The organism is Lewinella sp., assembly GCF_050633125.1.
Lineage (GTDB): Bacteria > Bacteroidota > Bacteroidia > Chitinophagales > Saprospiraceae > Lewinella.
Window position 1 is genome coordinate 44,680 of the sequence record NZ_JBOEFX010000057.1, and the last position, 14,279, is coordinate 58,958.

General features: G+C 44.2%; 9 protein-coding genes and 1 tRNA gene. 4 read left to right on the top strand and 6 right to left on the bottom strand.

Annotated elements, in window-relative coordinates:
- Positions 1-289: 289 nt before the first annotated feature.
- Positions 290-768: hypothetical protein (locus ACRBG0_RS13830; RefSeq protein ID WP_431487462.1), on the top strand; the 479-nt coding region annotated here is incomplete at its 3' end.
- 187 nt (positions 769-955) lie between these two features.
- Here ACRBG0_RS13830 and ACRBG0_RS13835 read toward each other — a convergent pair.
- Positions 956-2,104: a S1C family serine protease gene (locus tag ACRBG0_RS13835; RefSeq protein ID WP_431487463.1), complete on the bottom strand. Its 1,149-nt coding sequence runs from the start codon at positions 2,102-2,104 to the stop codon at positions 956-958.
- A 175-nt stretch (positions 2,105-2,279) separates the two neighbouring features.
- Positions 2,280-3,560, bottom strand: a complete 1,281-nt coding sequence (locus tag ACRBG0_RS13840) for an asparagine synthetase B (RefSeq protein WP_431487464.1) — start codon at positions 3,558-3,560, stop codon at positions 2,280-2,282.
- Between the two features lie 181 nt (positions 3,561-3,741).
- On the opposite strand from ACRBG0_RS13840, the gene ACRBG0_RS13845 reads away from it, so the two are divergent.
- Positions 3,742-5,892, top strand: coding sequence for a hypothetical protein (locus tag ACRBG0_RS13845; RefSeq protein WP_431487465.1), 2,151 nt, complete (start codon positions 3,742-3,744; stop codon positions 5,890-5,892).
- Here the strand turns inward: ACRBG0_RS13845 and ACRBG0_RS13850 are convergent.
- On the bottom strand, positions 5,889-7,229 hold the full coding sequence (locus ACRBG0_RS13850) for an MFS transporter (protein WP_431487466.1): 1,341 nt from the start codon (positions 7,227-7,229) through the stop codon (positions 5,889-5,891). The two genes, ACRBG0_RS13845 and ACRBG0_RS13850, sit on opposite strands and share 4 nt — an antisense overlap.
- Positions 7,230-7,251: 22 nt before the next feature.
- Between ACRBG0_RS13850 and ACRBG0_RS13855 the strand changes: the two genes are divergently transcribed.
- Positions 7,252-8,238, top strand: coding sequence for an MBL fold metallo-hydrolase (locus tag ACRBG0_RS13855; RefSeq protein WP_431487467.1), 987 nt, complete (start codon positions 7,252-7,254; stop codon positions 8,236-8,238).
- A 170-nt stretch (positions 8,239-8,408) separates the two neighbouring features.
- On the opposite strand, the gene ACRBG0_RS13860 is transcribed toward ACRBG0_RS13855, so the two are convergent.
- The gene (locus ACRBG0_RS13860; protein WP_431487468.1) at positions 8,409-9,308 is read right to left on the bottom strand and encodes a T9SS type A sorting domain-containing protein; all 900 of its coding nucleotides are present in this window, start codon (positions 9,306-9,308) and stop codon (positions 8,409-8,411) included.
- A gap of 422 nt (positions 9,309-9,730) precedes the next feature.
- Between ACRBG0_RS13860 and ACRBG0_RS13865 the strand changes: the two genes are divergently transcribed.
- Entirely contained in the window at positions 9,731-12,250 is a 2,520-nt protein-coding gene (locus ACRBG0_RS13865; RefSeq protein ID WP_431487469.1) for a T9SS type A sorting domain-containing protein, read from the top strand.
- A 171-nt stretch (positions 12,251-12,421) separates the two neighbouring features.
- Here ACRBG0_RS13865 and ACRBG0_RS13870 read toward each other — a convergent pair.
- Together ACRBG0_RS13870 and ACRBG0_RS13875 are read right to left on the bottom strand one after the other, a co-directional pair.
- Positions 12,422-12,495, bottom strand: a tRNA-Glu gene (locus ACRBG0_RS13870).
- A gap of 544 nt (positions 12,496-13,039) precedes the next feature.
- Positions 13,040-14,203 (bottom strand): ISAs1 family transposase, encoded by a 1,164-nt coding sequence (locus tag ACRBG0_RS13875; RefSeq protein WP_431487470.1) that lies wholly within the window; start codon positions 14,201-14,203, stop codon positions 13,040-13,042.
- Between the last annotated feature and the right edge of the window lie 76 nt (positions 14,204-14,279).

Sequence of the window (14,279 nt, forward strand, 5' to 3'; positions counted from 1 at the left end):
TCATATCATGAAAACCTTCTAGTCGTTGTGCATAGTGTGCGCTCTTTAGCGCGCTTTTGAAACGATTGTCGTTTCTGTTTTGTTCGATATTCAGACGCAAGTCATTTAAAAGGTCACAACTAAGACTAGGTGTAAGCTTTTTTTTAACACTTTTTAACAATTGCTGGTCAAAAGGCTGTTAATCAGTTTCTTGTATATGTGAATTTTTATTTCGGTAGAGTAGTCTAATACCTATTAAAAATNNAAAATTTCGCTTTTTTTTTCAAAAAGGCAAAAAAAATAAAATTTGATGGAAATTTTTAATGACTTACCTAGGATTTGGATGTATTCCTGGCAGCAATTGGAGAAAGCTTCACAGGAGGACAATCATCCTTGGCGACTTCCGGTTATCGCGAATTTAACGGGAAGTCAAGTAAGTCAGCGCACGGTAGTTTTGCGTAAGGTGAGCCAGAAAGAACGACACCTCCGGTTTTATACAGACAATAGATCGGCAAAAATAAATCAAAAAGATGAAAAGTTGAGGTTTTCCTGGCTTTTTTATAACACAATTAACCAAATTCAATTACGTGTCCAATCTGAAGGAGTGGTAGTATCTGTTGAGGAATCGGGTTGTATATGGAGGGAGTTACCCGTTTATGCTCGTTCGACTTATGCATCTATAAAGCCACCTGGGACGATTGTTTCTCGGCCTATTGATGTCTTGCCTGATGATTTTTTCAGCATGAGTTCATTACAAACAGATACTGCTCGTGCTAATTTTATGGCAATNNTCATCAAAATCCGTGCTGACCGACCGCAAAACCTATACTTAAAGAAGAAACCCCATGATTTCTATTAGTGAAATCATGGGGTTTTCTACAAAAGTCAGATAAATCAATCTTTTCAGCTATTTAATGACTCATGTTTGTATAAAAAGCCCAGCAACGTGTCATGCTGATGGCAAAATACGCTGCATCTATTGTTCAGCGGAAGCTCTTAGCTTTAGGGCAACCGCTACTTCACGATCATCCCGTTTTACCCGGATGTTTACCTGGTCGCCTGCTTGGTATTTTTCTAGAGCAAGATAAAGATCACTGTTAGTGGTGATAGGATCATTGTTCACAGCAACGATTATGTCTCCCAAAATAATGTTACCGTTGTTATCTGCTTTGGTGCCAATAAGCCCCGCTGTTTCGGCCGGACTGTCTTTAACCACGTTGAGCACCACTGCACCAGAGATATTTCGTAAAGGACGTGTTAGTTCTACACCAATTAAAGGCCGGTTAACTTCTCCGTATTGGATCAAATCGGGAATAACCCAATTGACAACATCGACGGGAATAGAAAACCCAATGCCAGCTGATGCACCGGAAGGACTATAAATGGCAGTATTAACGCCAATCAATTCACCAGAAGAATTGAGCAATGGCCCTCCTGAGTTTCCAGGGTTGATTGCTGCATCCGACTGAATAACATCCCTGATGGGAATACCTGCAACAGATTTGATTTCCCTACCTAAAGCACTTACAACACCGGTCGTCAGCGTTTGGTCTAAACCAAAAGGGTTACCGATTGCATAGACATTTTGCCCCACCCGTAGATTTATGGAGGTTCCTACCGGGATTGGGGTGAGTTCATCGCGAGGGATATTTATTTTTAAAACAGCAAGGTCTTTTTCAGGGGCCTGCCCAACTTTCGTAGCCTGGTACGTTTTGCCATTGCTGAGCGTAACAGTGGCTTTGTCAGCATTCTGAATAACATGGTAATTGGTGACGATATGGCCACTTTTGTCCCAAACAAAACCAGAACCAGAACCACTAGGTATTTCTTCTACATTACGACTATAATAATTGCGACGTAAAGTAGAAGTGGTGATAAAGCAAACAGAGGGAGCTGCTTGTTCGAATAATTGAATAGTGTGCTGCTCCTGGGGCGTCATTCCCAGTGGCACTGTTGCTGGTGCTGGCGCTAAGGAAGGATTGGTGGTAGGAGCTGTGTTTTCATTCCTAACCAACAGTGCATTATTTTCTTCTGTCGGGATGGTTTCAGCCATTTGTTGTTTCATCAGTAGCATGCCACCTAAAAAGCTAACTACAACGAAAAGAACCCAGAGTAATACACGCATAGTAATTTTTGTTTTATGATGATATATAAAGTGTTCGCTGCGCTCACGGCGGTGCTGACTGCGTCGGCGGTAGCCGCGTTAATCGCGAGCAGAGCGAGCACCACCGCGATTCCGATTTATCGGAAGAGCACGCCCCACGAGGAACGAGTACTGCCGCAAGCGTAGCGTAGCACCCTTAAGTTTTCCGCTCCTTTTTCTTTGCTGCGGGGAACAAAATATTATTCAAAATCAATCGATAGCCAGGGCTGTTGGGGTGTAAGTTTAAATCCGTTTCGGGATCATTGACATAGTGTCGATAATCTTCTGGATCGTGTCCACCATAGAAAGTCCAAAATCCTTTGCCAAAATTGTTGTGAATATATCGTGTTTCTCCTGATGGTTTGTTTTCTCCGAGGATAAGGACGTCTGATTTCAGGTATCGGTTGTAAAAGGCAGTGGTTTGTCCCATAAATCCTTTTACGGTGCGGGTATGATTTTGCGTGAGCATGGTCGGGACAGGATCCCATTTAGCTGAAAAGTCAAACAGCGTGAAGTAGTCCTGTTGGGGGTTGACATTGCGTTTGGTGCCGCTATCAATCGAGGAGAATTCATACTCTAGGGGGTCGCGAGTTAGAGAGAAATTCTCAAAGGCAAAAGTTTGACTAAAGTCGAGCTTCTGCTGTGCGGTAGGGTCGGCAGGGTCTCCGTCATACATAGGTGCACAAATATCGAGGCCAGCCGCTGCTAGCGCGATGTCATAAGAATCGGTAGCAGAGCACATGGCAAACATAAAACCACCCCCAAAAACGTATTCCCGAATTTGACGAATGACGGAAAGCTTCAGCTGAGAAACTTTGGCGAAACCATTTTCGGCAGCCAACGACTCTTGATAGCTTACCATTTCCCGATACCAGGGTTGGTTGTGGTACCCCCGGTAAAAACGCCCGTATTGGCCTGTGAAATCTTCATGGTGCAGGTGTAGCCAATCATATTCTACCAATTTGTTGTTGAGCACATCGGTGTCGTAAATTACATCGTAGGGGATTTCAGCATAGGTCAATACAAGCGTTACCGCATCATCCCACGGCTGTATCTTTCCTCCGGTACGAAAATTGACATCAGGGGTATACACCGCTATTTTTGGTGCTTTTTCAAGCTTCATCGCATCCATATTGGCTTCGGGGTCGGCAATTTCAGCCAGGATGGTATTGAATTTTCCATCAGGAATGATTTCGAAGCTAATATCTCTGGTCAGGCACTCTCGTTCGAAAACTCTGGTGTGGGGAAATGCAAAAGAGCCTCCCCTGTAATTGAGCAGCCACCAAGCTTCAATCTCATTCTCTAGAATGAAGTAAGCCATTCCGTAAGCTTTCAGGTGATTGCGTTGTTCTTCATCCATAGGGATGATCATATAAGCAGCCCTCATCTGGATGGCAGCTAAAAGGAAAAGAGAAAGAAATAGTATTCTACGCATCATTTGCTTGTTATTTGCTGTTTAATTAACGCACTATATACAAAAATGGATATGATAAACCTTGGTTAAAAGCGGAAAGCTACTGTTGGTTTAACAATCTGTTGACAAAAGTGAGGCATTTGTCGTGTTGATTTTTCAATACAGACGAAACACCAACCGGTAAATGTCGTAGAATCTGCTACCTTTGTCAGCTTGTATTTTCGATCATCCGATTCGTTTTGAGAACAATTTGAACATGGAGGGAATTAGTTTTGCTTATCCTGCTTGGTACCTTGGCCTATGTCTATTAGCAGGTCTGATTTACGCGCTGGTTTTGTATTATCGCAACGATAGTTTTCGCGACGCTCCCTCCTGGTTGAGTGGTGTGTTGAGTATTCTCCGTTTTCTAGCGGTATCGGTGTTGGCCTTTTTGTTATTGTCGCCAATTTTGCGTTCAACGCAGACCCAGTCGCAAAAGCCCGTTATTGTTTTTGCACAAGATGGCTCCGAGTCGGTGGCTGTTGGCTGGTCTCCTGAAGATAGTACAACCTACGTTAATAACGTAAAAAACCTTACGGGGCAATTGGCAGAGAACTATGAGGTGGTCAACTACACCTTTGGACAGGAAGTAAGAGATACACTTGATTTTTCCTTCACGGATAAACGTACAAACCTGGCTAACTTATTGGGAGAGGTTTATGATGTTTACAGTAACCAAAACCTAGGGGCAGTCATTATTAGCTCTGACGGTATTTATAACGAGGGGGCAAACCCCGTTTATACAGATGCCAAACTTAACGCTCCTGTTTACACCCTTGGATTAGGCGATACGACACGGCGCAAGGACGTACTCGTAAAGCGGGTTTTTCATAACAAAATAGCTTACCTCGGAGATAAATTTTCCATTCAGGTTGATATTGGGGCACAGAATGCGGCAGGTACCACAACACCTTTGAGGATTGCCCGCATTGAAAACGGACAACGCCGTGAACTCATCAATGAATCAGTAAATATTGATAGGAACGACTATTTCTCAACACGAGAATTTATCTTGGATGCTGATCGCGCTGGGGTCAATCGTTATCGTATCAGTATTGGAACCATAGCAGGGGAAGCTTCAACAATCAACAATACCAGAGATATTTATGTAGATGTACTGGAAGCCCGGCAAAAAGTGTTGATTTTGGCCCACGCTCCACACCCGGATATTTCTGCTTTAAAGCAGAGCATCAACGAGGGACAGAATAATGAAGTAACGGTTGCTTATCGCAATACTTTTGATGGCAACGTCCGTGATTACGATTTGGTGGTGTTACATCAATTACCGAATCGTAATGAATCGCTCAATGACTTGCTGGCACAATTAAAGACCAATAATATTCCTGTTTGGTTTTTTGCTGGAGATCAGTCAGGCCTCCAGGCTTTTAATAGCGCTCAGCAGTTGATCAATATTTCCGGAAACGGCAGAAATACGAATGAGGTAGAACCCAAATTGGCTAATAATTTTACCTTATTTAAGGTAGACGAAGAGGTAAGAGCCTTGTTGCCGGTGTTGCCCCCGGTGGTTACTCCTTTCGGAGAATTCTCCTCTGGTAGTAACGCCTCTGTTTTGTTGTATCAGGAGATTGGTAGAATCAGTACCGAATATCCTCTTCTCAGCTTAGGAGAAGAAGATGGCCGAAGAATGGCCGTTTTTGCCGGAACCGGCATTTGGAAGTGGCGTTTGTTTGATTACCTCGATAAGAAAAACCACAACCGTTTCAATGAATTGGTCAGCCAGGTAATTCAATACCTAAGTGTAAAGGATGATAAACGTCGCTTTCGCGTAAGTTTGGCAACAAACATTTTCGATGAAAACGAGCCTATTATTTTTGATGCTGAATTGTACAATGATAATTACGAACTCATCAACGAGCCCTCTGCGCAATTGGTGATTACCGATTCAGAAGGGCGAGAGTATAATTATACCTTCAACCCAACGGGCCGGGCCTATCGACTCAATGCAGGAATCTTGCCGGTGGGCAATTATCGCTTCAGTGCTAATGTGAATACGGGGACGGAGAGTCTCAATTACAATGGCCAATTCAGCGTGCAGGCCGTCCAATTAGAACGGTACGAACTTACTGCTGATCATGATTTGCTACGTTTGCTCAGCGAGCGTTACGGTGGTGAATTGTTAGATATGACTGGTTTCAATGCCTTGCCACAAACCTTAGCGGAACGTGGAACGGTAAAGCCTGTACTCTATGAAACGACGACGACCAGATCTTTAATCAACCTCAAAGGGATCTTCTTTGCTATCCTGTTTTTGTTGAGCTTAGAATGGTTTTTGCGGCGGTATTATGGGAGTTATTAGTCTTGCCTAAGCTTTACCCGTCTCATGACGAGGTACCCCAATAAACAGAATGCACAAGCAGCACCGGCACTGGCAATAACACCCGTGGGTTGACTTACACTTTTTCCAAGTAGTAAGAAGGAAGGGAATAGCAAGACGGCCAAGCTTATTCCGATTTTCATCATGAAATTGCGTATTGCATAAAACATTCCCGCTTGTTGTTGTCCAGTGCTGACTTGATGGTCGTGGACAAAATCTGCGATCAATGCATTAGGGACAATCCCGAATGTAGCAAGTGGGTAAGCCGCAAGAAGTGCTACCAAGTAGAAAAGTGTGGTTTTGCCTAAAGGGATTTGAGGAATCAGGGCAGTTATGGCAAAAACTGCGCAAAACACTAGAAACGCACTTAGTAGCATATTCCTTTTGCCAAAGCGTTTTACTCCAATGTTTACCGGCCAATACAGTAAAAAACTCGCCACAAAACTGATGGCCAGAAAAGCAGAAGCCTGCTCTTTGGGCCAACCAAAAAGTGCTGTCACATAATAGCTTACGCCTTGTTGAATAAAGGTAAGGGCCAGCCAGTACAATAGATCAGCACCGATAAATATCCGGAAATTTTTGTTTTGAAAAACCGATCCTAAAGCTTCTTTAGGAGAAACCGTTGACCCGCTCTGCTGTTGGGCATAAGATTCTTCTTGTAGAAAAAATGCGGGGATAAGCATTAATAGGAGAGAGAGGCCGGCAAAGACACCTACCGTCCATTGGAAAGCCTGCACGCTATTGGTGAAGTTTTCAAAATAGCTCTGGATGCCGTAAGCCATTCCTCCAATCACGAAGCCTAAAGCCCAGGCAATAGAAATCAATGTACTGATGCGCATCCGGTCCGGCGGGTGGTGGCCTAATTCAGGAATGAGTGCATTGTAAGGCACTAAGTATAAAGTAAAAAAGAGGTAGAATAAAAAGACTACAGCAATGAGCCAATAAACATTATATACACTAAGCCCTGCTACGGGTGGAAAGAACAATAAGAAGGACAAGCCTGCAAAGGGCAGCGCAGCCAAGCGTAAGACTTTTTTTCGCTTACCGCCTGTAATAGGGCGATTATCCGACCAGGCAGCAATCCAGGGATCAGTGATAGCATCAAAAATGCGGCCACCAAAGTTGATAAAGCCAATGAGTGTCGCTACGCCAAGAATAGCCCCTTGGTAAATAAAGGCCGGAAATACGGCGACTCCATCTGATTCTGGTGGCAGATAAAAGTAAACAAGTAAATTAGCTGCACCAAAACTGGCCAATGACCAGCCCAGTTGCCCTAGGGCGTAGATGATCAGTTGGGATGAGGGTGGACGTTTTATCATGCTTAAAGATATATCAATAAAAATGTCAGCGCAAAAAAAACATAGCTATCAATTAGCAATCATTTTTCTCTCGCTAGTCCTTTTCTCTTGTGTGCCAATAGACAAAGACGCTGTGGCGGAAGAAGCAATACCTTCAGGTCCTTATGTCATCGTTTTAGGGATCGCCCAGGATGCGGGTTATCCCCAAACAGCTTGCCGAAAGGAGTGTTGTACCCAGGTTTGGGAAGGGCAGGAGCAACCTCGAAAAGTGAGTTGTCTGGGTTTGGTAGATCCCGTCACTCGGCAGCTTTGGTTGCTAGATGCGACGCCTGATTTTCGGGAGCAATGGCAGCTTTTATCAGAAGAGTTGCCGAATACGACCATTACCCAGCCTAGTGGCGTGTTTTTGACCCACGCCCATCTAGGCCACTATACGGGCTTGCTTCAGCTAGGGCGCGAGGTGATGGGCGCACAGGCTGTACCTGTTTATGCGATGCCACGCCTTGATACTTTTTTGCGTAAGAATGGGCCATGGTCTCAATTGGTAAATCTTGGAAATATCGCACTTCAACCCCTGAAACCCGATAGTGCCATCGTCCTCAATGACGAATTAAAGGTAACTCCTATCCAGGTGCCCCACCGCGATGAATATTCGGAAACAGTAGGTTTTCGGGTGGAAGGCCCAAGTAAAAGCCTCTTGTTTATCCCCGATATCGATAAATGGGACCGCTGGCACCGTTCACTGGCGGAAGAAATTGCAGCAGTAGATGTAGCCTTTCTGGATGCGACCTTTTTCGCGGATGGTGAGTTGCCGAATCGCGACATGAGTAAAATTCCCCATCCTTTTGTTTCCGAAACAATGGGTTTACTCGGAAGCCTGCCCCTAAAAGAAAGGCAAAAAGTGCATTTTATCCATCTCAATCATACGAATCCTCTTTTGCAAACCAAAAGCCCCGCTCGGCAAGAAGTAGCAGAACGAGGCTTTCAAGTAGCTTTTGAGGGCCAGCGGGTTGGGCTTTCTGAAAAATAGAGGGACTTTTTCCGTGTCTAAGGCCAGCATTTTCCGCACCCCGCACCAAAAAGTGTAAGTGTGTAAACGTTTCTCGCACTCCGCACCAAAGCCGCACCCCGCACCTCGCACAAAGCACCCCGCACCAAAACGCACCTCGCACGGAAAAAAACGCACCCCGCACCCCAAAATTAATGAATAAACAACCGCTGACTATCAATCACCTCTATTGAAGAACTGATGCGCAGCGAGTAAACCCCATCCGCCAGTGATGCAACATTGATCGCTGATTGGTTCCAGGTTTGCCGAAGCATTATGCGTCCTGCCATGTCAATGATTTCGATGGTGATCGGTCCGTCTGTGGTTGGTAATCCGCTGATTTGTAGCAGGTCATTGGTGGGGTTAGGAAACAAGTACACCTGGGCCTTGCCCTCCCAGCGTGCGGATACAATCGGAGAGTAGCTGAAGCTACCATCGTAATCTACCTGTTTGATTCGGTAGTAATTGAGACCTGGTAGGGGAGTCTCGTCCAAAAAGCTGTACTGCTGCTCTTGTTGCGTAGTGCCTGCACCTGCGATGCTGCCCAGTTTTTTCCAGCCACGGCTATCGGTGCTACGTTCTATGTTGAAGTAGGCGTTGTTGGTTTCTGTGGCGGTGGTGAAGGTGAGGGAGATGTGCTTAGCTTTCGTTTCAGCAAAGGTTGATTGGAAAGTAACGGGAAGTGCACTTAATGGGTGAATAAAACCAGTGAAGCCATAATTTGAGCCACTTTCGTTTTTAGTTGCTAACTGCGAATCAGCATCATTAACGCCTACTGGAATTGCAATGTCGATATACCAATTGGCACTAGGGTTTACATCCTCGCTGTCAAAAACACCATCAGTGAGTCCTGAATAATTAAACCCTCCAAATCCATCATCCCATCTGATTTCAGCAAGTGCAGTTTCACCAAGCGCAGTGTCTGAATCTACCCATATTCTTACCGTAGCACCGCTGTTTATTACTTCGTAAGAAATAAAATTTCTGTAAGTAGCTGCTGAAATAGAGTAGGTTAGGAAGGTGCCAATCATTCCAAGTAAAACATGTTTCATAATTCGGTTTTTAAAAGATTTACAATAGTTGCTCATTGTCTTAATAGGGATATGTAAGGCTGAGAAACGATCAGGTTATTGATCGATCTGCATAAACGAAATTGGTTACCCAACCGTGTTTAACTAAAAATGTCAAATTGTATCTACTTGATAATCAGCCTTAAAAGCTCTGCGTCTCTGCGCCTCTGCGCGAGATAAACTGTTTGGGATACCCAGTATATACACCGATCTATTGCTACAATCAAAGCATAGCAATTCAGTAATCTAAATATTGTTGGGTTAAACTAGGATAGGCAAAAAAAAGCGTGGTAAAAATACATTTTTTCCAAATGTTAGGTAAATATAAATAGCTTGTTGTTATTTTTACACCATTATCCTATTAAAGTCCGGTTTAGAATCTAATCATTAATCAAAAAGATGTAATGAGAGTATTGATAGTGTTTGTTATCGCCCTTTCGGGCTATGCCCTGAATGCGCAGGACTTTATGATGCAAGGATGGTATTGGGATTATCCCAGTGAAAATTGTGGAGGCTTGGGAATAAAGTGGGCCGCAAATTTGCAATCCAGAGCTACAACACTGGGCAATGCCGGCTTTACCTACGTTTGGTTGCCGCCACCAGCTAAAGGAGGAGGAGAATGTAGTGTTGGATACGACCCCAAAGACCTCTATGATCTTGGTGACTATGGTGCAACGCGATTCGGAACCAGAGCGCAGCTGAATAGCCTGATTTCAGCCCTCCAGAGCAATGGTATGGAAGCCGTCGCTGATGTTGTCTATAATCACCGTGATGGTGGCGATTACGAGGACAACCCGGCTGTACGTAACTATATAATGAACTACCCTAATGTAGGGAACACTTGTAATAACGGCATTACACCTTATCCCATCAACGGCAAAGTTCGCTGGCGCTTGCCGCTAGGTGGAGCTACCGGCAATGATGCGGGTGATTATTATTTCAAGTTTTCCTCGGCCTCTGGAGGTACAGGCTTTTATGGACGGGGATACAACCTTTATTTTCAGACCTCACAGGCAGGATGGCTTAATATGAGTGACTTGTCTGAAGTAGAGCCTAATGGCGGAGGTGATTGTGGAGAAGCTTTCACTACCATCACTTTGGGGCGGAATATGCTGGCAACCATCGATAATGGCGGCTGCGCAGTTGATGAATTTCTTGTCACCTTAAATCCTGGTGATTTTAATAGCTCAGGCGATTTTCTCGAAATCTACATCTCGCAAACAGGTGGAGATGGCACAGGGGTAGATATCAGGCCTTACGGGCTCTATACCGCTCCACGAAGCGCAGATATTATCAATGAATTAACGGCGCAAACGCGCACTGATTTTTCTAACCTCCCCAGTGGGCTTGGCGCCATGAACTACCTCAATTTTAAACCCAACGGTGTTGATGCTACTTGCTTGGAGGGGGATTGGGATTTTCCCTACTTCTTTTTTGATGTTGATCAACGACAGTCGTCAACCCAGGATGTCTACAACGAATGGAGTAAATGGCTGATTGAAACCGCAGGGTTCTCTGGTGGGTTGCGTATGGATGCAGTCAAGCATTTTGATCCCTCAATGATTACCAATTTACTCAACTACCTCAGTGGGGAAGGCATTGAGCCAGAGATTATCGTTGGTGAGATTTTTGACTCTAATACTGGCTCTCTTAATGGTTGGGTCAACAGTGTTAAGAGTGGCCTTACAGCTAATGTAGATGTGCGTGTATTCGATTTCAACCTGCGTTCGGCACTAAAAGAGGCCTGCGATCAGCATTATTTTAATTTTTTCTATGATACCCGAAATGTCTTCAATTCAGGTATTGTAGCAGCTGGTGCCGATGGTTTTAGCTCGGTTACCTTTGTTAACAATCACGATTTTAGAGATACTAATGAGCCGGTGCAGGATGATCCGCTCCTGGCCTACGTATACATTCTTACCAACAACAAAGTGGGACTTCCTTGTGTGTTTTACCCTGACTTTTTTGGTGACCAACCGCCCCATTATCCGGCGACCAATATGCAGGCTGAACTCACTGAGTTGATGGATTTGCATCGTGATTTTATCTTCGGAGCAACCGATCATCACTACTTGAATAGTTTTGGAACAGGTTATGCAAGTAGTTACCTTTCAGGCAATGCCAACCAGTGCCTGATCTACCAAATAAGTGGCGGCCCAACCGGCGAAGATGTCGTTGTAGCCATTAATTTTGATGATGAACCGTTGCGCGTAGATCAACAAATCAACTTGGACAATGTCCCTTCTGGAGCAACATTCGATGATGTTATTGGAAACTCGGCTTTCCCTACGGCTATTGTGAAAACAAGTCCGGGAGGCGTTACAAACAGCATTTACATAGACCTGCCTGCGCGTTCCTATTCTATGTGGGTGCAAAATAGTGGCGTCGCACCCTTGCCTGCAACGTTGTTGGATTTCCAAGCAAAGAAAAATGGTAGTAATGTTCTCCTAGACTGGCGTACAGCCCAAGAGGAGCAGTTGAGTCATTTCCGGATCGAACGATCCCAGGATGGAAAAGTATTTCATTCCATAGGAAGGAAAACTGCAGTTGGAAATAGCCAGGAAGAACAGACTTACAGCTTTCTAGACCAACAACTTCCTCGTACGAGTGCTGAACGCCTGTATTATCGCCTCGTGATGGTGGATGTAGATGGTACGGAAGACATTTCGCCTGTTCGGGAAGTCAAATTGGAAAAAACACAAATTCAGATTTGGCCCAACCCTGTACAGGAACAGTTGCACATTTCCGCGCAAGCCGATATCGAACAGGTAAACGTCTACAATGCGGCCGGCCAACTTGTTTATCAGTTAAAGGATGGCCTAAGTGGCTACCTGGACACTAGTAACTGGCATCCTGGTATGTACCAAATCAAGATTGTTGTTGCCAACGGCAGCCAATGGAGTCAACGGTTTATGAAAATGTAGGTTTATCAAAACGCTGAGGAGCTTGCGACAACTCCGAGGACTGCAAGGACGATCACCGAAGGTCATCAGCATAGCTAATCCTAGTACCCTGTAGAAAGTACCTAGTACCGTGAGGTTTGCCTAGCGTAAAGATCCCTTTAGGACAATACACAAGGCAAACCTCACAAATAGTACTGCCGACGGGGCTCGAACCCGCAATCTCCGCTGTGAAAGAGCGGTGGCTTAACCAATTCGCCTACGGCAGCTTAAAAAAAGTCGACTCCCTGGGACTTGAACCCAGACCATGAGGTCCAAAAACTCATATGCTAACCACTTACACTAGAAGTCAAAAAAAATAGCCTTCACGAGGTATTCGTGAAGGCTATTTAGCTATGCTTTTTCCTTAAGAATTAAACATAGAACAGTTATTCACGAGCCCTGCGGCGGTGTTCTGACTGTTCTTCCTGAAGGTTGTTTATAAAAAGCATGATTGCGTATTTTACGCCTATTAAGGATATTAGGGAGGGTTTAGTTCCCTTTACTGAGAAAAAGCCATAAAATCGGGAGTGTTATCAAATATTATGATACACACCATGTCACTTATACACCTAGGCGGTTCAATCTGATGTTAAAGGAGAGTGACGGTTTTAGGCCTGTTTTTACGACCCACCCTCTAACTCCCTCCCTTGTGATGGAGGGAGGAATTGAAATATGTAAAATTTTGATTATAAATATGTTTGAGTAGTTTTTGGTCGTGACTAGGTGGTTTGCAAAAGCCCCTTACCTAGCTAGGGAGGGGTTGGGGCAGGGCTAACGCATCGCAGAAAAGCTTAATATCTTTTCTCGATGAATATCGGAAATTGCACATTTCATTCTCTGGGTCTTGATACTTCCTTTCTGTTTACTTACCCTGAGCATATTTAGTGCTATTTTCCTGATAAGACTTTGATTACTAGCACTATGCCCGTTCCTAATCCTACTAGCATCTTCGTTAAAAGCCACGTCCAATACGTAGTGCAACTCGTTTTCAATAGACCAGTGTCTCCTGATTTTATGGGCTAGTTGATCAATAGGCTCATCAAGGCTAGTAATGTAATAATGCGTATCATTCTCTACTTTGTCTTTCCTTTGGACGATTCGAGTCCGGTTAACTTCAACGAGCTGTGCTATTCCTGCAAATTGATCAATCATACTTGGTGGAAAACTCTCCTTTCCAATACTACGATAGCTTCTTTTCTCGTATCGACCATGTCCTGTTTCTTCGGTTACCCAACACTGTTTTTCAATATCCTGATCGTCAAAAAGTGTCTGAGCATCTGCATACTGCTTAGGCCAATTGAGCTTCAACGCCAGTATGTAATCAGCTTTTCGCGCTATGATCTTTTCAATGATTGCAGTGCGACAAAAGTTAGCATCCCCTGTTATACAACAACCGGAAAGATCAAGCCAGTCAAGTAATTCCAATGCTCCCCTTATCTCATCCATCTTGTCGCTGACATTGTTTTGAGCAAGTGTAATTCCGGCGGCCGAGGCATAGACGTTGACAATTATATCAGCATATTTTCCGCCCTCACTTCTTTTTTTACTTTGATCCAACTTGTCGGCACTGCTATTGATACGTTTACCATCAAAATGTAACAAGCTCTTAGGAGAGATCTTAAAATGAGCGGCTACCCAGTTCACAAATAGGCCTTCAAATTCTCGTCGATCTATATTCGACAGTACTCGACCTAGCGTATCATGAGACGGTACTCCATTCTTATAAGCATAGTATTTACGTAGCCAAGGCAACTTGTCCTCACCAAAAACCGATGTCATTGTCAATTCATCGCTTCCACTCAGTGTCGCGGTAACTAACAAAAATAGAATCTCTTCTAGTGGGTAGGTGATATGATCGGGACAACGATAATCATGAACCTGTTCAAAGAGGCCCATAAAAGGGTTCGTATCAGTGGTCTCAGTTCTCTTTTTCATAAATGGTAAACACTCAAAACCCCAAAATGCTTAAATTAAACCTCATATTGAATAATTTCGAGATGCGTTAGCCCTG

Excerpts from the sequence above, each read along its gene's own strand:
- ACRBG0_RS13835 (WP_431487463.1), bottom strand. The coding sequence starts at position 2,104 with ATGCGTGTATTACTCTGGGTTCTTTTCGTTGTAGTTAGCTTTTTAGGT.
- ACRBG0_RS13855 (WP_431487467.1), top strand. The coding sequence starts at position 7,252 with ATGTCAGCGCAAAAAAAACATAGCTATCAATTAGCAATCATTTTTCTC.
- ACRBG0_RS13850 (WP_431487466.1), bottom strand. The coding sequence starts at position 7,229 with ATGATAAAACGTCCACCCTCATCCCAACTGATCATCTACGCCCTAGGG.
- ACRBG0_RS13840 (WP_431487464.1), bottom strand. The coding sequence starts at position 3,560 with ATGATGCGTAGAATACTATTTCTTTCTCTTTTCCTTTTAGCTGCCATC.
- ACRBG0_RS13860 (WP_431487468.1), bottom strand. The coding sequence starts at position 9,308 with ATGAAACATGTTTTACTTGGAATGATTGGCACCTTCCTAACCTACTCT.
- ACRBG0_RS13865 (WP_431487469.1), top strand. The coding sequence starts at position 9,731 with ATGAGAGTATTGATAGTGTTTGTTATCGCCCTTTCGGGCTATGCCCTG.
- ACRBG0_RS13875 (WP_431487470.1), bottom strand. The coding sequence starts at position 14,203 with ATGAAAAAGAGAACTGAGACCACTGATACGAACCCTTTTATGGGCCTC.